Annotated in this window: 20 protein-coding genes, 1 pseudogene and 2 riboswitches; of the genes and pseudogenes, 7 read left to right on the top strand and 14 right to left on the bottom strand. The window is 43.6% G+C overall.

The annotated features are described in order from the left end of the window. The first annotated feature begins 389 nt into the window (after positions 1-389). From DFO73_RS09760 to DFO73_RS09735, 6 genes are all read left to right on the top strand, one after another. Positions 390-1460, top strand: a complete 1071-nt coding sequence (locus DFO73_RS09760) for a DUF871 domain-containing protein (protein ID WP_110064598.1) — start codon at positions 390-392, stop codon at positions 1458-1460. Beyond that, positions 1460-2365, top strand: coding sequence for an N-acetylmuramic acid 6-phosphate etherase (gene murQ / locus DFO73_RS09755; RefSeq protein ID WP_110064805.1), 906 nt, complete (start codon positions 1460-1462; stop codon positions 2363-2365). The genes DFO73_RS09760 and murQ overlap by 1 nt, the downstream gene beginning before the upstream one ends. Before the next feature lie 295 nt (positions 2366-2660). Further along, positions 2661-3851 carry an N-acetylglucosamine-6-phosphate deacetylase gene (nagA, locus tag DFO73_RS09750; protein ID WP_110064597.1) on the top strand — a complete coding sequence of 397 codons (1191 nt, stop codon included), beginning with the start codon at positions 2661-2663 and terminating at the stop codon, positions 3849-3851. Next, positions 3848-4582 carry a glucosamine-6-phosphate deaminase gene (gene nagB / locus DFO73_RS09745; RefSeq protein WP_110064596.1) on the top strand — a complete coding sequence of 245 codons (735 nt, stop codon included), beginning with the start codon at positions 3848-3850 and terminating at the stop codon, positions 4580-4582. Before nagA ends, nagB begins: the two co-directional genes overlap by 4 nt. Positions 4583-4606: 24 nt before the next feature. Further along, positions 4607-5338, top strand: a complete 732-nt coding sequence (locus DFO73_RS09740) for a GntR family transcriptional regulator (protein ID WP_110064595.1) — start codon at positions 4607-4609, stop codon at positions 5336-5338. Positions 5339-5457: 119 nt separating this feature from the next. Then, the gene (locus DFO73_RS09735; protein ID WP_110064594.1) at positions 5458-6126 is read left to right on the top strand and encodes an N-acetylmuramoyl-L-alanine amidase; all 669 of its coding nucleotides are present in this window, start codon (positions 5458-5460) and stop codon (positions 6124-6126) included. A gap of 365 nt (positions 6127-6491) precedes the next feature. On the opposite strand, the gene DFO73_RS09730 is transcribed toward DFO73_RS09735, so the two are convergent. The 9 genes from DFO73_RS09730 to DFO73_RS09690 all read right to left on the bottom strand — a co-directional run bounded on the left by DFO73_RS09730 (position 6492) and on the right by DFO73_RS09690 (position 16295). After that, positions 6492-6851 (bottom strand): phage holin family protein, encoded by a 360-nt coding sequence (locus DFO73_RS09730; protein ID WP_110064593.1) that lies wholly within the window; start codon positions 6849-6851, stop codon positions 6492-6494. A 3-nt stretch (positions 6852-6854) separates the two neighbouring features. After that, positions 6855-7046 (bottom strand): PspC domain-containing protein, encoded by a 192-nt coding sequence (locus DFO73_RS09725; protein WP_110064592.1) that lies wholly within the window; start codon positions 7044-7046, stop codon positions 6855-6857. Positions 7047-7095: 49 nt separating this feature from the next. Beyond that, a complete protein-coding gene (locus tag DFO73_RS09720; protein ID WP_110064591.1) occupies positions 7096-8205 on the bottom strand; it encodes a DUF4097 family beta strand repeat-containing protein in 1110 nt (369 codons plus the stop codon). Between the two features lie 25 nt (positions 8206-8230). Continuing rightward, positions 8231-8545, bottom strand: a complete 315-nt coding sequence (locus tag DFO73_RS09715) for a DUF4870 domain-containing protein (protein WP_110064590.1) — start codon at positions 8543-8545, stop codon at positions 8231-8233. A 233-nt stretch (positions 8546-8778) separates the two neighbouring features. Then, positions 8779-9123 carry a hypothetical protein gene (locus tag DFO73_RS09710; RefSeq protein WP_110064589.1) on the bottom strand — a complete coding sequence of 115 codons (345 nt, stop codon included), beginning with the start codon at positions 9121-9123 and terminating at the stop codon, positions 8779-8781. 141 nt (positions 9124-9264) lie between these two features. Beyond that, a complete protein-coding gene (locus tag DFO73_RS09705; RefSeq protein WP_110064588.1) occupies positions 9265-9981 on the bottom strand; it encodes a DUF459 domain-containing protein in 717 nt (238 codons plus the stop codon). A 580-nt stretch (positions 9982-10561) separates the two neighbouring features. After that, positions 10562-13438, bottom strand: coding sequence for an excinuclease ABC subunit UvrA (gene uvrA, locus DFO73_RS09700; protein WP_110064587.1), 2877 nt, complete (start codon positions 13436-13438; stop codon positions 10562-10564). Between the two features lie 7 nt (positions 13439-13445). After that, positions 13446-15425, bottom strand: coding sequence for an excinuclease ABC subunit UvrB (uvrB, locus tag DFO73_RS09695; RefSeq protein ID WP_110064586.1), 1980 nt, complete (start codon positions 15423-15425; stop codon positions 13446-13448). A 633-nt stretch (positions 15426-16058) separates the two neighbouring features. After that, positions 16059-16295 (bottom strand): CsbA family protein, encoded by a 237-nt coding sequence (locus DFO73_RS09690; protein WP_110064585.1) that lies wholly within the window; start codon positions 16293-16295, stop codon positions 16059-16061. Between the two features lie 186 nt (positions 16296-16481). On the opposite strand from DFO73_RS09690, the gene DFO73_RS09685 reads away from it, so the two are divergent. Further along, positions 16482-16757, top strand: a complete 276-nt coding sequence (locus DFO73_RS09685; protein WP_110064584.1) for an alpha/beta-type small acid-soluble spore protein — start codon at positions 16482-16484, stop codon at positions 16755-16757. A gap of 72 nt (positions 16758-16829) precedes the next feature. On the opposite strand, the gene DFO73_RS09680 is transcribed toward DFO73_RS09685, so the two are convergent. The 5 genes and pseudogenes from DFO73_RS09680 to DFO73_RS09660 form a co-directional block, all read right to left on the bottom strand. Continuing rightward, the gene (locus tag DFO73_RS09680; RefSeq protein ID WP_110064583.1) at positions 16830-18047 is read right to left on the bottom strand and encodes a M20 family metallopeptidase; all 1218 of its coding nucleotides are present in this window, start codon (positions 18045-18047) and stop codon (positions 16830-16832) included. Between the two features lie 45 nt (positions 18048-18092). Further along, positions 18093-18923: a MetQ/NlpA family ABC transporter substrate-binding protein gene (locus DFO73_RS09675; RefSeq protein WP_110064582.1), complete on the bottom strand. Its 831-nt coding sequence runs from the start codon at positions 18921-18923 to the stop codon at positions 18093-18095. Positions 18924-18941: 18 nt separating this feature from the next. Continuing rightward, positions 18942-19592 carry a methionine ABC transporter permease gene (locus DFO73_RS09670; protein WP_110064581.1) on the bottom strand — a complete coding sequence of 217 codons (651 nt, stop codon included), beginning with the start codon at positions 19590-19592 and terminating at the stop codon, positions 18942-18944. After that, the gene (locus DFO73_RS09665) at positions 19582-20613 is read right to left on the bottom strand and encodes a methionine ABC transporter ATP-binding protein (protein ID WP_110064580.1); all 1032 of its coding nucleotides are present in this window, start codon (positions 20611-20613) and stop codon (positions 19582-19584) included. Before DFO73_RS09665 ends, DFO73_RS09670 begins: the two co-directional genes overlap by 11 nt. 118 nt (positions 20614-20731) lie before the next feature. After that, a riboswitch (SAM riboswitch) is annotated at positions 20732-20833 on the bottom strand. Between the two features lie 113 nt (positions 20834-20946). Then, positions 20947-21045: riboswitch (SAM riboswitch) on the bottom strand. A gap of 89 nt (positions 21046-21134) precedes the next feature. Continuing rightward, positions 21135-21409: pseudogene (locus tag DFO73_RS09660) on the bottom strand (EamA family transporter); the annotation flags it as partial. Positions 21410-21483: the final 74 nt, after the last annotated feature.

Below are 21483 nucleotides of genomic sequence, written 5' to 3'. Positions count from 1 at the left end.
AAGCAAAAAGCGGCTTGTTCCTGCGTAGCTTATTCGAAGTAGCTTTCCTTAGTGCCCATCGACGGAGCGTGGTGGACTGAGGCCCACAGGATGTGGGTCACTCAGACTTTGCCACAGGACGTGGCGCTTTTAGTCTGAGTTCCTTTTTGAGATAAAGGAAACACGAAGAGCGATAGCGATTCGATGTTGACTTATAACGCTCGGAAACGCGCACGTCCTGCGCGTCGTCGTAGATGAGGTGAGGGAAGCACGTCTAGTCGATAAGGGGCCTAAGCTAGACAGTTATCTATTTCAAAGGTACTTAAACTAAAGAAGGAGGAGCGATTCCTCCTTCTTTACTTATGAGGGCGTATTTTTTAAAAATTCAGACCTAAATTGAGGTGAGCATAATGCTTGGAATATCAGTCTATTTATCAGAAGAACGGCAGGAACAAAATGCGGAATGGATTGGGAAAGCAGCTTCTTTTGGGTTAAAATCCATCTTTACCTCCCTCCATATTCCTGAAGACGACCCCAGTACATATAAGGATTTGCTGCAGGAGCTCGGTGCTCTGGCCAAAAAGCACGATATGGAACTGCTGGCGGATGTCTCTCCGCAATCATTGGGCCACTTGGGTTTGAAGTGGGAATTGATCGATACCCTTCTTGACTGGGGCCTTGCTGGCATTCGGGCTGATTACGGCTTTTCTTCTGCTCAAATTATTGAACTCTCGAAAAAAATGAAACTCGGAATAAATGCGAGCACTATTTCGGCAGAGGAGCTGCAAGAGTGGCTAGACCTCGGCTTAAACGCCAGCAATGTAGAGGCTTGGCATAACTTTTACCCGCGCCCTGAAACGGGTTTGGATAAAGACTTTTTAATCAAAAGAAACCAATTCCTAAAAGGAATGGGTATTACGACGATGGCATTTGTTCCCGGTGATGGCGAACTCCGCGGACCTATTTTCTCAGGATTACCGACTTTGGAAAAACATCGGGGCTTCTCCCCGGCTGCTGCAGCTGCTGAATTAATGAACAGCTGTTATACGGATAAAGTATTAATCGGTGACCATTCGGTAAATGATGAGACATTGATGCAATTAACCAAAATTGCCGGGGGTGTGATTCCGCTTCGCATCGAGACTCTTGGCGGACAGCACCATGAGGACCTTTTTAAACAAATCCATACAAACCGCATGGATCCTGCCCGGGATGTGGTCCGATCAGTAGAATCAAGATCATATGCCCAGCAGGGACAAAATAAATTGGAACCTTCTAACCAGGTGGGACGTAATAAAGGCATGGTGACGGTTGATAATGTGTTATACGGACGCTATGCAGGCGAAATGCAAATCACTCTGGCAAACCTTCCGCAGGATGCGCGCGTCAATGTGATTGCCAGAGTCAAAGAGGAAGACCTTCCTCTTTTGGATGAAATCAAAGCGGGAACAAAATTTCAATTAATGGTGAGGGATCAATGATGAATATTACGAAGCTGAACACTGAGCAGCGAAATCCAAAAACAATGGAAATCGATTTAATGACAACTGAAGAAATTATTACGATCATTAACCAGGAGGATACAATTGTTCCCAACGCAATCGCCAGGGAAATTCCCCATATTGTAAAAGTAGTGGATGAGATTGTGGACAGCTTTAAAAAAGGCGGCCGCCTCATTTATGTGGGTGCCGGCACTTCCGGAAGGCTTGGCATTATTGATGCTTCCGAATGTCCCCCAACCTATGGAACCGATCCTGAAATGGTTCTCGGCATTATCGCCGGCGGAAAAGAAGCGATGACCGAAGCGATTGAAGGGGCTGAAGATGACAGCTCGCAAGGCCGCCACGATGTCATGAATATCAATCTGACGGAAAATGATGTACTTGTCGGAATCGCAGCAAGCGGACGTACTCCATACACAATCGGAGCGCTTCAATACGGAAACGAAGTCGGGGCTGTTACTGTTTCGGTTGCCTGCACAAAAGATTCCGAGATGGAGAAAATCTCAAGATATACGATTGCGCCAATCACGGGTCCGGAAGTGGTTACAGGCTCAACAAGAATGAAAGCTGGAACTGCGCAAAAGCTGGTATTGAACATGCTTACGACAGCATCTATGGTCAAGCTCGGAAAAGTGTACGGCAATCTGATGGTAGACGTGCAAATGACCAATGAAAAGCTGTTCAAACGTGCGGAAAATATCGTCAAAATGGCAACAGGTGCATCCGATGAGGAAGCCAAAGCCGCTCTTCTGGAGCAAAAGCATAATACGAAGGCTGCCATCCTGCAAATTTTAACCGGGTTAAAAGGCGAAGCAGCCGCGGAGCTTTTGGAAAAACATAACGGCTATTTGCGTGAAGCGATTACGGAATTTCATTCGAAATAGGAGAGAATCATGATTTTTAGCTGTGTCTCCGCAGAAAAGGATAGCTATGGCAGGGCCAATTGGAATCGATATTTTCGAGTTTTCCGCAAAAATCATGATTTATCCGCGAAACAAATAAAAAGGCTAGAAAGCCACATTAATATGGTGCTCTCTAGCCTTTTTTGTTTTAGTTGTATAGACCAAACCCAAACAAGTGCACATATATATCAACTGGTATAGACATCTATATGCAAACCTTTTATAATAAAGGTATACTGATAACCCTATACTAAGACTTGAACGGAGATGAAGCAAAATGAGCCGTCTTCTTATAAAAAATGCAAAAATTATTCTAGAAAACGACCTTCTAAATAACGGTTTTATTTTAATAGAAAATGAAAAGATCATAAAAGTGGGAAGCTTGGATGAACTCCCTGCTATTAATCAGGATACAAAAATCATGGAACTTCCTGCGGAACATACTATCAGCCCGGGATTTATTGATGTCCATATTCACGGGGCAGGCGGATCGGATACGATGGACGCAACACAGGAAGCTCTCACGACAATGGCCAGCGTACTTCCGGCAGAAGGAACAACCAGCTTTCTGGCTACCACTATCACCCAGGAAAAAGAAAAGATAGAGGCAGCGCTGTCCAATGCAGCCCTCTATCAAAAAGAGCAAAATACGCCAGGCAAAGCGGAAATCATCGGTATCCATCTTGAAGGCCCGTTTATTAATGAAAAAAGAGGCGGAGCCCAGCCGAGGAACCATATTCTCGAACCTGATATCGAGCTTTTCAAACGCTGGCAGGAAGCTGCAAACCATACAATCAAACTTATAACGCTGGCGCCTGAAAAAGCGAACGGCTACGAGTTTATCCGCTATTTAAGTGAAAATGGCGTCGTTGCCTCAATCGGCCATAGCGATGCTATTTTTACCGAAATGGAGGAAGCCGTTAAAGCAGGCGCCACGCATGTGACACACCTTTTTAACGGCATGAGAGGCATGCATCACCGGGAGCCAGGCGTTGCAGGGGCTGCCCTTTTATTCAAAGAGCTGATCGTAGAAATGATCGCAGACGGCATTCACGTCCGACCGGAAATGATCAAGCTCGCTCTCAACGCCAAAGGTCACGATGGGATGATCTTAATTACTGATTCGATGAGAGCCAAATGCCTGAAAAATGGCCATTATGATCTTGGCGGACAGGATGTCACCGTTGAAAATGGCCAGGCCTTGCTCGCAGACGGCACACTGGCTGGCAGCATTTTAAAAATGAAAGATTCTATTAAGAATATGATTGAGTTTACGGATATCACCTTATTGGAAGCTGTCCGCCTTGCCAGCAGAAATCCGGCCAAACAGTTAAACATCTACGACCGGAAAGGCAGCATCTCGGAAGGAAAGGATGCTGACCTGGTAATCCTCGACGAAAATCTCGAGGTGGCTATGACCTTTTGCAGAGGAATAAAGGCTTTTGAACGTGGGGTGAAGTCTTCTTGAAGATTATTCGAGCAGCCCATTATGAGGATTTGAGCCATAAAGCGGCACAGCTGATGATCGAAAAAATACGTTCCAATCCAGAAATGACTTTAGGACTGGCAACCGGCAGTACGCCAAAAGGAGTTTACGCTGAGCTGATTAAAGATCACATTGAAAACGGCACCTCTTATGAAAAAATCACAACAATTAATTTGGATGAATATATCGGCCTGCCTTCTTCCGACCCTAACAGCTACCGATATTTTATGAACAGCGAGCTTTTTAATCATCTTAATATTCCGCTTGAAAACACGAACCTGCCCAATGGAACGGCGGATGATATTAACCAGGAATGCCTGCGTTATGAACAGCTGATTAAAGATCTTGTAGATATTGATCTGCAGCTGCTGGGCATCGGCCAAAACGGGCATATCGGTTTCAACGAGCCAGGCACTTCTTTTAAAAGCCGAACGCACGTTGTTAAGCTTGCGGAAAGTACACGAAAAGCAAACGCACGATTTTTCGAATCGATCGATGAGGTTCCTGCCCATGCGATTACAATGGGAATCGCCTCCATCCTTGATAGCAGAGAAATCGTTTTGCTCGCATCAGGCTCAGCTAAGGCAGAAGCGATCAGACGCTTAGTAAATGGAGAACCGGATGAGCAGTTTCCCGCCTCTGCTCTGAAGCTTCATCCTAATGTGACAATCATTGCCGATGAAGAAGCGCTCAGACTGGTACAGGATTCTTAAGAACTAGTGATAGGAGAATTTCCCATGATCGATAAACAATCACCCATTCCGATTTATCATCAATTAGAGGAGTATATTAAACACTTAATTGAGAACGGAATTTTAAAGCCTGATGAAGCGATTCCGTCTGAACGGGAGTATGCCGAGCAGTACCAAATCAGCCGCATGACTGTCAGGCAGGCCTTGAACAATCTGGTGAACGATGGTTTTTTGTACAGGCAAAAAGGCCGAGGAACCTTCGTCAATAAGCAGAAGGTTGAACAGAAGCTGCAGGGTTTAACCAGTTTTACAGAGGATATGAAGGAACGGGGCATGGTGCCAAGCAGCCGCCTGATCTCCTTTGAAATTATCCCGGCTGAACCGCAGCTTGCACGTAAGCTTGGCATTAAAGAAAATACGCCTGTTTATGAAATTAAGCGGGTGCGCCTGGCTGATAACCTGCCAATGGCTTTCGAAACCACCTACCTCCCTGCCAATCTGGTAAAAGGGCTGACTGAAGAAATCATCAACAAGTCATTGTATCAATATATTGAGGAAAAATTGGCGCTGACAATCAGTGAAGCGACCCAGCAAATTGAAGCTTCCATTGCAAAAGAAACAGAGGTTAAGCATCTGCAAGTCGACACAGGCTCCCCTGTTCTTCTAATTGTCAGAACTTCATTTTTACAGGATGGTACGCCTTTTGAGCTTGTAAAATCAGCATACCGTGCCGATCGGTATAAATTTGTCCATACGATGCAGCGCGCATCTAAATAGGAGAAGGCCCATGGGGGTTTTCTCCTTTTTTTATTTAGCCATGTCCTTTCAGAGGGTTTGTCCATATTATATAAGTGAAGACATTTATAAAAAAATTGGTTTAGAAAGGAGCGGTAAAAATGAAAATTATGCTGGACGCCGGGCATGGATACTGCACTCCCGAAAAAAGAAGCCCCGATGGCATGCGTGAATATGAGTTTAACCGATCTGCAGCAAGCCTTGCTAAGGAGCTGCTGGAAAACTATCAAAATGTGACTGTTTATCTTGCCCATTCGGATGAGCGGGATGTGCCTTTGACCGAAAGGACCGATCTAGCAAACCGGCTAAATGTAGACTGCTATGTGTCTATCCATGCCAATGCCTATGGAACCGGCGCCTGGAACAGTGCCGGTGGTATCGAGACTTACATTCACCCTTCCAGACCGCAGGAAGCTCTGAAATTGGCACAAAAAATACAACGGAATTTAATTCACTTAACCGGTTTGCGCGACCGCGGAATAAAAACGGCAGACTTTCATGTCCTCCGGGAAACGAAAATGACCGCCGTCCTTGTGGAATGCGGGTTTATGACAAACAAAGAAGAAGCTGCGCTTCTTCGTACACCTGTCTATCGAAAACGATGCGCCCAAGCCATTGCAAAAGCAATTGCTGAACAATATGGCTTAAAAAGAAAATCGGACGGGCCCAAACAATATAAAGTGCAGGTTACTTTTGAGGAAAGGCAAGAAGCTGAAAAACTCGAAGGGAATTTGCGGAATGATGGATATAAGGCGGTTATCATTGAATAAGGAGAAAGCCAGCACGCGAAGGTGTGCTGGCTTTTTTTAGGATGGGAACATCTTGTTCCGGTAATGCTTCGGTTTTTATCTGGAATGTTTTGCAATTAGCTAACATACTTTTGGTTTTATCTAACATGTTTCGATATTTAAATAGCAGGTATTATATTTTATCTAACATGTTCCGAAATTAATCTAACATCTTACACAATTCACCCGCTTTTCAGCGGTTTACAGATGTATTTTCAAGTCATTTTTAAATGATATACGGCACTTCACTGATTTTTGCGTGCAGCTTTTGAAATTCATGAACCACATTTTCAGTTTTGCGTGCAGCTTTTTAATTTTATGTGCAACTTCCCATTCTGAGGGAGTTTTTATTTTTCCTTCGCTGGTTCTAATACTGCTTTTTGGATAACCAGGTTGACGATCGACATTATGACTGATACCAGGATTGCAGTTCCAAACCCGGCAATTTCAAAGGAATCGCCCATGAAACCATCTGTGATCATTAATGTGACGGCATTGATGACGAACAGAAACAGGCCGAGCGTCAATACTGTGACTGGCAATGTTAATATGATCAGGATTGGCTTCACAAGGATATTCAAAATTGAAAGCATGAAGCTGGCCCCGATGGCAGCGCCCAACCCGGACAAGTAAAATGAATCCTCAAAAAAGCCCGCAATGGCAACAAAGAGGATGGCGTTAATTAAAATGCCTATAATCCATCTCATCGCTTACACCTCTTCGTTCGGCAGCACAAATACCAATAGTGCATAAATCAAAGCCATAGGAAATACTCCTGTCGTAAATAGCAGGACAATGAATATGACCCTCGTTATGGTGGGGTCTATGCCGATCGATTTAGAGAGACCGCCTAATACACCAGCCACTTTTCTGTTGTTTCGTGAACGTACAAGCTTATTCATAAAGCTTCCCTCCTATCCTTAAAGCGCAAGCATTCAGACGGCTGAAAAATTACCAGGATGATGATCTTTTTAACGTAATCGCCCCTGTTTTCGAATCAGCCAATAGCTTAAGTCCGCTATCCGTTTCTTTTACAGACTTAAAGCGCATCATTTTTTGAATCACTTCGCTCTTTTCTTCTATTACTTCAATACCCTCAATATCTACATGAAAACTGCCCAGATTGGTTCTCAGCTCTCCGCTGACAGCCGCAAAATCGGGTAAAAACAGATCAATGCTGCCGGTTGCCGCTTTTACTTCAATCCGTTCGCATCGTTCATTTTCAGCCTTACAGGTCACATTGCCATTAAAAGATTGCAGCTCAGCCTTTTGAAAGTCCCCCTCCGCTAAAATCGCACCATTTAGCGTTTCTGCTTCAAGACGATCGATCCGGCTTCTTTGAATGGAAATCTGCCCGTTTGCTGTTTCTGCTTCAACGTATTTACTGTTCAAATCACCGACGGTAATTTTTCCGTTTGCGGTTTTAGCTTTAAAGTTCTCCACTGATAAGTTTTGACCTTCAATCGGTCCATTAAACATGCGAATTTTCACATTTTCATATTCTGCTTTCGGAATATAAATCACAGCATTTAGTTTCATCCACTTTTGCTGGGTGGAGAAACGGAGCTTTTGCCCTTCAATGGCAAAAATAACATCCTTCAGGAAGTTTTTGCGTGCTTCGTCCTGGGTGTCTACCCGATATACCTTCGCATGGCATTCTACACGGACATCGCTTTGCTCCCACGGAATAACCTTTACCGTTCCGTTCGCGACATCAATATCCAGATCCTTCAAGTATGTGTCTGCATGCTGAAAAATATGCGAGATCTCAACGCTTTTGCCAAAATTGAAATCAAGGTCAAGATCCTTCACTTTCTTTAAGGCAGAATCTACGAAATCCATAATCTTTTCTTTGGCACTTTGCTGCTTCGCACTATACGGATCTTCTTTCTTTGCTTCTTCAAACTTCACATCTGCCGAAAGCTCCTTAATAAGATCTTCCTGCTTCTGTTCCATCGTCTGGTGTGATTTTTCAAGCTGCTCCAAAAGTGTCAAAGCCTCGTCAACTGTCAGCTTGCCTTCCTCTACCATTTTCAGTATGCGTTTCCGTTCCTCTTTCATTTCGGCTCCTCCTCATTTATATTTGCTACTCTTCTATAAGGGCTTTTACCCCTTTAATAATATTCCAGATTAGTACAATTAAACTTAAAATGATTGTAATTGCGACAGCCGCCATAAAAAATACCGGGATATCCTGGCCATTAACTGTAAACTGGGTCACTGCCGCAAAAATAATAAACGGAACAGGAACCAGCGGAATCAGATGTGATAAGAAAGCACTCTTCGCATGCCGCTTTACTTCCGGATCTCCTGTTGCAAAAAACACAATTAGCGGAAATATAAATCCGGCGAACATAATACTGAAATAGCTTAACGCTGATAGGACCTTTCTCGTTTCCATTGTCTTCAGCTCCTTTTTACTCTAATACGAATGTGGAGCAGGTAAAGTTTCGTTTTTATGAACCCAAATGGAGTTTCCTCTTCTCACTTTCATTATAGGAAACCACAGAAATATTTACCTCTGTTTTTGAAAAAATACATCTGCAGGCTTAGGCTTCTATGGCCAAAAGGCGCAGAGTTTTTTGTCAACGACAAAAACCGCCTTTCTGCAAAGACGGTTTCATCCATTGAAGCTTATTTGTAGGCTGCCGCCAGGTCGGTTCTCGGCGCTTCCTTTCGTTTTACTTCATCAATCTTGTTCACAAACATTTGGAACACTTTTCTTTTTTCATCCAAATCACGTATGTACTCTTTCAGTTCATTATACTTTTCTTCGAAAGGCTTATGATACATTTCACGGATATTATCAATAATCTCTTCGTTTACTGTTGATTGAATAACCTGCTTCGTAATTCCGTATTTATAGGAATAAACCTTCAGCTCTTTTTTTACATCTTCATACTCATTATTGATCTGATCCAAGACCTCTGAAATATCTTCTTTCCACTCATCTAATGATTTCGCTAAATAGTCCTCCATAATGACCTCCCCGTTCTATTCCCGGCTTTATCTAAAAATTCCCTTAGTTACAATTATAACGCAGCTTGTTTACATGCTTTTTGCTGGAACATTACATTGTCTTATCAAAAGAGAGAATGAGAAGGCCTTTTTTGAAGGAGGTCACTTAAATGAGTATTCGTTCAGGATCTTGTCAGCGATTAATTCACAGCCTTTTCCGTTCGGATGGAGAGAATCAGAGAAATACTGCTTCTTGTTTTTTCCTTTGAATAACTCATTGGTAGAAATATAGGTGATGCTTTCATCTTGCTCTGCTGTTTTCTGAATTGACTCGTTCCAATGATCAATGTATTTTTCTATTTTATCGCCATCCGGATATGGATTGTAAAGCCCCAGCAAAATAATAGGCGCGTCATTATTGGCCGTTTCCAGCGTTTCAAGAATTCCATTAAGTTTATCCTCGTACACATCCTTGGCTTCAACGAGCTTTTCATGGTGGAGTGGATACAAATCTCCGCCATTGCTCTTCAGCAGATCATTCGTTCCGATATAAACGATGAACATATCCGCTTCTTTAAGATCCTGCGCCACTTTTGGCTTGAGCACCTGCTTTAATACATCCGATGATTTATAGCCGTATACACCATAATTCTTTATTTCGTAAGTCTTATCTGGATAAGCCCTGCTTAGCTTACTTTGAAGCCTGCCGATATAGCCCTCTTTCGTTTCATCTCCAAAACCGTAGGTAAGAGAATCGCCAAAAGCCACAATCATCTTGCCGCTATCCGCTTTTTTCTCCTCCCCGAAAAAGGTAACTGAAAGATAGACGGCTAACCCCAGTATGAGAACTCCTGCTAATAGATAGATTGCTTTTCTCATATATGTGTATTCCTTTCTTGGTTGTGTCTTGCTGAAGTAAGTGTTGGTATTCTATGATATTCGTTTACCCGTCTGTTTTCCTTATTTTCATATTGGAATTATTGAAATATTGAAAGGACCCGAAGTGACCGATATATTGAAATTCTGACCGATATATTGTGTAAAGTGACCGATAAAACTGGATTCTGACCGATAAATTGAAAATGTGACCGGTTCTAATTTAAAATTGACCGATAAACTACGAAACAGTAACCTTGTATCCGGTTTTTACATAGTAGAATGGCTCCCGATAAACATTTCTCCTTCAGCAGAACTTTTTCTATTTATAAATCTAACTTATTCGCTAATTCCATAAATTTGTTCGTGAGTTTTCTGGATTTGTTTGCTAAATCCACAGCTTAATTCCCATGTTTTGATCGTTTCTTCCCTAAAAATCATGATTTATTTGCTAAGTTCACAATTCAAGACTAATGATTGCTGCAGACTTGGTTTTGCTCATTTTCTTTACCCCTGTTTTTGTAAAAGTAATCTTTCCTCCATAAAAAAGAAGCAGCACCCTATCGGTACTGCTTCCCCCATATTAGGCGTTTGTCACGCCTTCTTTTTCTTCAATTTGCTGTTTCATTCTGAGGCGGTCTCTCTCCAATATTGGTTTGAGGTATTTGCCTGTATAGGATTCCGGAACTTCAGCAATTTTTTCAGGGGTTCCGGCTGCTAAAATGGTTCCGCCTTTGTCTCCGCCTTCAGGTCCAAGGTCGACAATATAGTCGGCAGCCTTGATGACATCCAAATTATGTTCGATGACCAGCACGGTGTCTCCATTTTCTACGAGACGCTGCAGGACGACAAGCAACCTTGAGATATCATCCACATGGAGGCCGGTTGTCGGCTCATCGAGGATATAAAGTGAACGGCCGGTTGAGCGGCGATGCAGCTCAGATGCAAGCTTAACACGCTGCGCTTCCCCTCCGGACAAGGTTGTTGCCGGCTGCCCCAATGTGATATAGCCAAGGCCGACATCAAAAATGGTTTGCAGCTTGCGGCGGATTTTAGGGATATTCTCGAAGAATTCCAATGCATCCTCGACAGTCATTGCAAGAATATCCGATATGTTTTTCCCTTTGTATTTCACTTCAAGAGTCTCCCTGTTATAACGCTTGCCATGGCAGACTTCACATGGCACATACACGTCAGGCAGGAAGTGCATTTCAATTTTGATGATACCGTCTCCGCGGCAGGCTTCACAGCGTCCGCCTTTTACGTTAAAGCTGAAACGGCCTTTCTTATAACCGCGAACCTTTGCTTCGTTCGTTGATGCGAAAACATCTCTGATATCGTCAAATACTCCCGTGTAAGTGGCCGGATTGGAACGCGGTGTCCGCCCGATCGGCGACTGATCTATATCTATTACCTTTTCGAGATGCTCGACACCTTTAATTTCTTTATGCTCACCAGGCTTCGTTTTTGCTTTATGAAGCTTTTGTGCAAGGCTCTTGTGAAGAATTTCATTGATTAATGTACTCTTCCCGGAACCTGACACGCCTGTTACAGAAATAAAAGAACCTAGAGGAAACTTGACGTTCACATTCTTTAGGTTGTTCTCTTTGGCTCCTTTAATTTCGATAAAGCGGCCGTCGTTCTTCCGGCGCTCAATTGGCAGCGGAATGAATTTTTTCCCGGACAGATATTGACCTGTCAGGGAGTTAGGGTCATCCATTACCTCCTGAGGCGTTCCCGCTGAGACGATTTCGCCTCCATGAACGCCGGCCCCAGGGCCAACATCGATCAAATAATCTGCAGCAATCATGGTATCTTCATCATGTTCAACAACAATCAGGGTATTGCCGATGTCCCGCATATTTTTCAGCGTATCAATCAAACGGTCATTATCACGCTGGTGCAAGCCAATAGATGGCTCGTCCAGTATATAAAGAACACCAGTCAACCGTGAGCCAATCTGAGTGGCCAAGCGGATCCGCTGTGCCTCTCCCCCGGATAAAGTTCCGGCTGCACGGCTTAATGTCAGGTAATCAAGGCCGACATTAATAAGGAAGCCAAGACGTTCTTTAATCTCACGAAAAATAAGATTGGCAATCTTCATTTCTTTTTCAGAAAGAGCCAGGTCTTCGAAAAAGCTGAATGCTTCTTCAATTGAAAAAGCCGTTACATGGCCGATATGCTTTCCGGACACCAGCACTGCAAGGCTTTCCGTCTTTAAGCGGTAACCTTTACATGAAGGGCACGGATGCTGCGCCATATATTTTTCCATTTGCTCCCGGATATAGTCCGAGCTCGTTTCCTTATAGCGGCGCTCTACATTGCGGATTACGCCTTCAAAGCGGATATAGTTTTCCCTCACCTGGCCAAAATCGTTTTCATAACGGAAATAGATATTGTCCTTGCCAGATCCGTATAAAACCTTCTCAAGTAAGTGTTCAGGGATATCCTTAACAGGAATATCCATATCAATTCCATAGTGATTGCAGACAGCCTCCAATAGCTGAGGATAGTATTGGGAGCTTGTCGGTTCCCAAGGTGCAATCGCATTTTGCTTCAAAGATAGCTCCTTATTTGGGATAACAAGGTCTACATCGACTTCAAGCTTTGAACCGAGCCCATCACATTCTGGACATGCGCCGAACGGGCTGTTAAATGAGAACATTCTTGGCTCCAGTTCCCCGATTGAAAAGCCGCAATGCGGGCAGGCATGGTTTGCGCTGAATAATAGCTCTTCCTCGCCGATCACATCGACAAGCACCTTGCCATTGCCAAGGTTTAGGGCTGTTTCCATTGAATCAGCGAGACGCGGAGCTACACCTTCTTTTACCACAATTCGGTCTATTACTACTTCAATAGAGTGTTTTTTATTTTTCTCCAGCTCTATCTCGTCACCGAGATCCATCATTTCTCCATCAACACGGACACGGACAAAGCCCTGCTTTTTAATATCCTCAAGCACCTTCACATGGGTGCCTTTTCTGCCGGATACCAGCGGAGCCATAACCTGAAGCTTTGTTCTTTCCGGGTATTCCATAATTCTGTCCACCATTTGTTCAATGGTCTGCGAGGAGATTTCGATATCATGGATCGGGCATGTCGGACGCCCTACCCGTGCGAATAATAATCGCAGATAATCATAGATTTCCGTCACCGTTCCCACTGTGGAACGCGGATTTCGGCTTGTTGTTTTTTGGTCAATTGAAATCGCAGGAGACAGCCCCTCAATGGCATCAACGTCAGGCTTATCCATTTGCCCCAGGAATTGGCGTGCATATGCTGATAATGATTCAACATAGCGGCGCTGCCCTTCTGCATAAATCGTGTCAAAAGCCAGTGAAGACTTCCCGGAACCGGAAAGTCCTGTCAGTACTACAAGCTTATCTCTCGGAATGGTGACATCGATATTTTTTAAATTATGGGCTCTGGCACCCTTTACAATCAGCTTATCCATCGCCATTTCTACGTCATCCTTCCGCTTTTAACTCTAATAGTAAGTCACGAAGCTCGGCAGCCCTTTCGAAATTGAGGGCTTTTGCCGCTTCCTTCATTTCCTTTTCCATATCGCCGATCAATTTTTCGCGCTCTTTCTTGTTCAGTTTGCCGAGCTTGGCTGACGGCTGGTATTCTTCCTGCTCTTCCGCCGCATGGGTTGCACGGATTGAGTCGCGGATATCCTTTTGTATAGTCATTGGCGTTATGCCGTGCTTTTCATTGTATTCTTCCTGAATGGAACGCCGGCGCTTTGTTTCACTGATAGCTTTTTCCATGCTATCAGTGATCCGGTCGGCATACATAATGACATGGCCATTTGAATTACGCGCAGCCCGCCCAATCGTCTGAATGAGAGACCGTTCGGAACGAAGGAAACCTTCTTTATCAGCATCCAAAATGGTAACAAGCGATACTTCCGGGATATCCAGCCCTTCTCTTAAAAGGTTGATTCCGACTAGGACATCGTATTTTCCAAGCCGCAGCTCACGAATAATCTCAATCCGCTCAAGCGTTTTAACTTCTGAATGCAGATATTGGACCTTAATGCCGATTTCCTTCAAATAATCAGTTAAGTCCTCTGACATCTTCTTCGTCAAGGTTGTAACCAGTACGCGTTCATTTTTCTGGATGCGCTCCTGGATTTCGCCAATAAGATCATCGATTTGCCCTTCAATCGGGCGGACATCAATGGTTGGATCAAGCAGTCCGGTTGGGCGGATAATCTGCTCGATCATTTCCGGGGTGTGCTCAAGCTCATACGGACCTGGTGTCGCAGAAACAAAGACAGCCTGGCTTACATGCTTTTCAAACTCGGTGAAAGTTAGCGGGCGGTTATCCATGGCAGACGGCAAACGGAAGCCATGGTCCACCAGCACAGACTTTCTTGCCTGGTCACCATTATACATGCCTCGGATTTGCGGAAGTGTTACGTGTGACTCATCAATCACAATCAGGAAATCTTCCGGAAAATAATCCAGCAGCGTATATGGAGTTGAACCAGGCGGCCTTAACGTCAGGTGCCTCGAGTAATTTTCAATGCCGGAACAAAAGCCCATTTCCCTCATCATTTCAAGGTCATAGCGGGTCCGCTGCTCCAGACGCTTTGCTTCAAGCAGCTTATCATTCTCTCTTAATTCAACAAGGCGTTCTTCCAATTCCTTTTCAATGTTTTGAATCGCAATCCGCATTTTTTCTTCACGTGTTACGAAGTGGGAGGCAGGGAAAATGGCGACATGATCGCGTTCTCCGATTATCTCGCCTGTCAGGGCATCCACTTCACGGATCCGATCAATTTCATCTCCGAAAAACTCTACACGAATACAGTGCTCATCCCGTGATGCAGGGAATATTTCAACTACATCCCCTCGCACCCGGAAGGTTCCGCGCTGGAAATCAATATCGTTGCGCTCATATTGGATATCTACAAGCCTGTGAAGAAGGTGATTCCTCTCGATCTCCATGCCCGTTCTGAGAGATAGTACCATCTCACGGTATTCCTCAGGTGAACCCAAGCCATAAATACAGGAAACACTGGCAATGATGATGACATCGTTCCTCTCAAATAAGGAAGAAGTAGCCGAGTGGCGAAGCTTATCAATTTCATCATTTATACTCGCGTCTTTTTCTATAAAGGTATCGGTTTGCGGCACATACGCCTCCGGCTGATAATAGTCATAGTAGCTGACAAAATATTCTACAGCATTGTTTGGGAAAAAGTCTTTAAACTCGCTGTACAGCTGGCCAGCCAGCGTCTTGTTGTGTGCAATCACAAGCGTTGGCTTGTTTACTTCTTTGATCACATTTGAAATCGTGAAGGTTTTCCCTGTACCTGTTGCTCCCAGAAGTGTCTGGTGCTTCTTGCCGGAATTTATTCCTTCAACGATTTTTTTAATGGCCCCCGGCTGGTCACCCTGCGGGGAATACTTCGAGACTAATTCGAATTGATCCTTCACCTAAAAGCCTCCCGTTCAAAAAATATCTATATCTATTTATAAACACAAATCAGCAATAAAATGAATGAAGGCCGGGATGCACTGCTGATTTGTCAGTTTTTTACTCAAAACTCATATCATCATTCTACCACAAAGAGCCTAAAACAAACCAATAATATGCGAACGGATATTCGTTTTTTTCATTTTTATTAAGCTCTGTTAACCCGGCCTGCTGATTTCCGCTCCAGAAGCTCGATTTCCGCGGGCGTCCCGGGAGCTTCCTCAAGCATTAAGCCTGCAGAGTATCTCCATTTGATCCGCGCTCCCGCAGGACATTTGAAGAGCATACTCCCAATTAAACCGCCCGAAGGAAATGCGAATGCAAATCGAGGGTCTCGCCCTTTACGTCCAATTAACAAAGTGCAATAAAAATTAAAACAAGCCTTTAATAAAGAAGTATTGCTCGGGAAATATGGCGAAAAAGGCTGGGGAGTGTCGAAGAATAGTTAATCAAACGTTTGATTAAAAGCGGGTACTTCAATCAAACGTTTGATTGAACTGGTTTGGAGGCTGAGATAAAAAGGCCAGGAAAACTGCCTAAGTCAAACCAAATAAAAAACCTGTCGACTGAATCGGCCGACAGGTTTCTCATTATTATTGTGCACTTGGCTTGATTTTTGGTCCCATTTTTTGGGCGTACCAGAAGCCGGCAGTCAGTGAAAACGCATCTGCCACAATAAGTCCCAGTGTATCTGTATATCCTTTATAAACGGAAGCTGCAATGAGTCCCACTGTCAACACAAGGCCTACTACACGATTGTAGCTCACTCTTGTAAAAAGCAATACAAGCAGACCAGGAAGCAACAGGGCTAACAGGTATTTTAATGCCAATTGATTACACCTTCTTTTCAGATTTGTTCACAAAACGTTCAAGGTCATTGTCTTAACAATAGAATAGCTTTTCAAAACGTTATGTACAAGTTTTTTCTTATTTAATATGCGTTTTCATCTAAGGGGTAAATCCGTCAAATCCGCACATAATAAGGAAAAAGAAATATCCAGAAGGAGGAATGCACCATGGCAAGAAGAAAGCGCCGGCCCCTTGTGCCGGAATCCAGGGCAGCACTGGACCAGCTGAAAAATCAAGTAATGGAAAACCAGGGATACCAGGTTGACCGGGAAAATCCCGATGGTGTGAAATATGAAGTAGCAGAGGAAGTTGGCGTGCCTTTGCAGCATGGATATAATGGCCGTTTGACTTCCAAAGAGGCTGGAACTGTTGGCGGAAAAATTGGCGGTAACATGGTGAAGGAGCTTGTACGTATGGCACAGGAGCGGATGAAGGAAAAATAAGACTTAATCCTCCAGCCAAAAACTCCTGAGAGCAGAAAGCTATCCTGTTCCAAACAGGATAGCTTTTAACAATTACTTCTTCTCTTCCGCTGCTTTCCGCTCACGAAATTCTTCCTTTATGGAATCAAGCAGAGTGGAATTGGTCACCAGCTGCAAGGCGGTTAAAGCAAGGCCCTTGGCACCTGTAATTAAAGCTTCATCGCCTTTAGCAGAAGCTGCCGCTTCCCGGAAAGGAACCGTGTGGGCGACAAGATCATCGGCACCTATTTTAATATATGGATGGATGGTCGGTACTACCTGACTGATATTCCCCGCATCAGTTGAACCGATCCCATCTCTGTCTCCAGCCACGACAGCCTCACCCAGCTCTTCTATGACTTCTTTAAATACATGATCATATCGCTTATTTAATAGAAGGTTGTCGACTTCATTCTGAAAAGCGATAACATTCAGTTTGGCGCCGGTTGCCAGAGCAGCACCTTCAGCAACTGCTTTAACCTTTTTTGTTACCTCATTCAACCCAGTTCTAGTTGAAGCCCGGATAAAAAATCTCGCTTTTGCATATTCAGGGATAATGTTTGGCGCATCCCCGCCATGTGTGATGATTCCGTGAATGCGAACATCATCCTTCAGCTGCTGGCGAAGAGCGTTAATTCCATTGAAAAGCTGAATAACGGCATCCAGGGCATTAATCCCTTCTTCCGGGGAAGCAGCCGCATGGGCTGGCTTGCCGATAAACTCAAAATCAAGCGGATCGACAGCCAGGGAAGAACTGGTCAGCCTCGTATGATTGGATGGATGTACCATCAGAGCAGCATCAATACCTTCGAGGAAACCTTGTTTGACAAAGCTTCCCTTCGCACTTCCATTTGGTCCCCCTTCTTCAGCAGGTGTTCCCAGAACAACCGCTTCTCCCCCGGTTTCATCTATTACCTTGCTTAAAGCAATGGCGGCTGCCACACTTGTGGTTCCAATAATATTATGACCGCATCCGTGCCCAAGGCCTGGAAGGGCATCGTACTCTGCAAGGAAAGCGATGGACGGACCAGGCTTGTCTGATTTTTTCCGGGCAAGAAATGCTGTTTCATGTCCAGCCACTGAACGCTCAACTTCAAAACCTTCTTTTTCAAGGATGCCGGAAAGCAATCCTGAGGCAAAAAACTCCTCATTCCCTATTTCGGGATTTTCATGAATTTGGCGGCTTGCTGAAAGATACCGTTCTTTATTAGACTCTACATTTTGTTTGATTGCTTCCTTTAACTTTGATAATGCTTTTACAGGTGCCGTCATCGTAATTCCTCCTTCAGATTTTTTAAATAGAAAGCTGATAATGGTTTACCAGCCGATATCACTTAAAGGAATAAAGGTAGGAATCATGCTTCCTTTATATTCTTCATTGATAAAATCAGCTACATCATCTTCCTGGTAAAGTTCTGCAATTCTCTTAAGCGTTTCATTATCTTTGTCTTCTGTTCTTACTGCAATAATATTTACATAAGGAGTAGCGGTTTCACTTTCAAGGTAAATGGAATCTTTAGTTGGATTAAAGCCTGCATCTACGGCAATTCCGTTATTGATGATAGAAGCTGCTACATCCGGAAGGGCACGCGGAGTCTGTGCTGATACCATTTCTACAAGTTCAATGTTCTTCGGATTTTCAATGATTTTATTCAAATCCAGATTTCCATCATAGTCTTCTGATAGCTTGATAAGTCCTGCTTCCTCCAATAAAAGAAGAGCTCTTCCGCCGTTTGAAGCGTCATTTGGAATGGCGATTTTGCCTCCTTCAGGAATTTCATCCGGTGATGTAACTTTTTCTGAATAAAGGCCCATTGGCGCTAATACAGTTGTCGCGATTGGTGAAAGGTCCATATTGTGTTCTTCGATGAATGTGTCAAAATAAGCGACTGTCTGAAATGCATTTGCATCAAGATCTCCTTCTGCAAGAGCTACGTTTGGCTGAACATAGTCAGAGAACGTAACTACTTCAATTTCAATACCTTCTTTTTCAGCCTTTTCTGCAATATAATCCCAGATTCGTGTATCGGATCCGCTGACACCGAGCTTAATTTTCTTTGTTTCTTCCTCTCCGCCAGATGCGCTTGAGCATGCAGCAGTGAATACCGCCAGTGTTAAAATAATGAGTGATAGTAATAGTTTTTTCATGATTTGTTTCCTCCCAGGTTATCTTCTTCTGATTTTTTTGGATAAAATATTTCCGAATGACTGCAATCCCTGAACCATTACAACTAAAATGGCAACTGTAATTAGCATGACTGTTGTATCAAACCGCTGATAGCCGTATGTAATGGCGAGGTCACCAAGACCCCCGCCTCCGACTGCTCCAGCCATAGCTGATGCTCCAACAAGCCCGATTGTCGCAATCGTAAAACCTAATATAAGCGAACTGAGTGCTTCCGGAATCAGAAATTTAAAAATAATTTGCCCCGGAGTTGCTCCCATTGCTTCAGCCGCTTCAATGACTCCTGGATCTACTTCCAGCAATGAATTTTCTATTAATCTTGCAATATATGGCCCTGCATAAAAGACAAGGGGAACGACGGCAGCTGCTGTTCCAATTGATGTTCCTACAATCATCCTTGTGATTGGGATGATAGCTACCATTAAGATAATGAACGGAACGGATCGAAAGATATTAATGATGCCATTTATGACATTGAAAACGGCGAGGTTCTCCAGCAGATGCCCTTTTCTGGTTACGACAAGCAAGATCCCAAGCGGCAGCCCGATTACAGCTGAAAACAATAGCGAGAAGGCTACCATTTGTATGGTTTCGATTAATGCCTCTATAATTTTCTCCTGATTAACTAGCACGTGATTTCACTTCCTTTATTGAAACTTTTTCCTGGCTGATATACTGGATCACCCGGCTGATTTCACTGTCTGTACCCTGGAACTCCACAATAAGATTTCCAAACGGCGTTCCCTGCAGTTCGGTAATATTCCCAAACAGGACATTGAAATCGACATCGAATTTTTTCGCAACCTGAGAGAGAAGCGGCTGTCCTGCAGATCGGCCGATAAAGTTGATTTTGAATACTTTTTGAAGACCTTTCTGATTCTCAATAACCTCTTTGATCGAGTCTGGTATCTGATCATTCATGACTGTGCTGACGAAATTTTTAGCCGTCTGTGTTCTTGGTGTCGAGAAAACATTAAACACCGTTCCTTCTTCGATAATTTTTCCTGCCTCAATCACAGCAACACGGTCGCAAATTTCTCTGATGACGGCCATTTCATGAGTAATAATGAGAATCGTTATATTGTATTCTTTGTTGATTTTCTTAAGGAGCTGCAGAATCGAGCTAGTTGTCTGCGGATCCAGCGCTGAAGTGGCTTCATCACATAGAAGGATGGATGGCTGAGTAGCCAGTGCCCTCGCTATACCGATCCGCTGTTTTTGCCCCCCTGAAAGCTGATCAGGATAATTATTAGCTTTATCTGCAAGGCCCACAAAATCCAATAATTCATGTACCCGCTTCTTAATTTCTTCCTTAGGAACCTTTGCCAATAGCAGCGGCATCGCGACATTGGCAAATACCGTTTTGGAATTTAAGAGATTAAAATGCTGGAAAACCATTCCGATATTTCTCTTCACTTCACGGATTTCCTTCACAGACAAGGAAGTCAAATCATGTCCACCCACAATGACTTTCCCTGAAGTCGGCTTCTCAAGCCAGTTCACACAGCGGATCAAAGAACTTTTGCCTGCACCGCTGAAACCGATTACGCCATAAATCTCACCCTTATTAATCTTTAAATCTATCCCATTTAAAGCGGCAACTTGCTGCCCACCGCTCTCATAAACCTTTTTCAAGTTCTGAAACTCAATCATCTTGCCTCTCTCCTTCGCCCGTACCTGGTACGTTTTAATTTAAGTAATCCGATATGGAAACTAAGAATTATACCCTAAAATTACCCTCTTCTCTCCAGAAGAGGTTTTTTTGTTCCTCTCCTTATCTTTCAAGCTTTCGCTTGCTGGAGTTGGCACAGTGCATACTTGCCTGCTGCCGAAGCTTCATTGGGCCAGATCCCTCAGCTTCTCTTGATAAGAATTATTCATATGTAAATGAATACTATCTCAAACCTTTATATTAATTATTTACCCCGGGTAAAATAAAAACCCTCTTCTTAAGAAAGAAGAGGGCAGCATTGGTCAATGGTCCTCTTCTTATCTTTCAAGCCGCGCTTGCTGGATTTGGCACGGTACACAATGTCCGCTGCCGAGGTGTCATAGGGCCAGTCCCTCAACCTCTCTTGATAAGAAGAAATTTTTATATCCGGTTTTTAATATGTTACTACTCTAGCATGATAAATAAAGGGTGTCAATTATTATTTAAAAATAATTTTAAGAAATTAAACTTCTCTATTACTTTCTAATTCTCGATTTATTATCTTCACTTTTTCTTTTTTGTGAATGATAAGCACCCCGATAAGTGCAATTAGCCGCCAACAATCGAAAGAAAGGCCGGGATTTCCCCAAGCCAGAGCCAGGCAATGATAAACGCCAGAGCTGGTGTGAGATACAATGAGCTTGTTGCTTCGGAAGCCCCTCCCTTTGAAGCGAGAAATGCCAGCGCTATATAAGGAATGACCGTTGGAAAAACCCCCAGATAGATGACACTCAGAGTAGGATTTCTTATGCGTATGCTCCTTTGGATGCACTGAAAGAAGGTATTCGTATCCTGGGAGAGCAGATTAGAAG

It is taken from the genome of Cytobacillus oceanisediminis, from assembly GCF_003182355.1.
Taxonomy (GTDB): Bacteria; Bacillota; Bacilli; order Bacillales; family Cytobacillaceae; genus Cytobacillus; species Cytobacillus oceanisediminis_A.
Note: the sequence above shows the minus strand (reverse complement) of the source record. Positions and strands in the feature narration are given on the sequence as shown.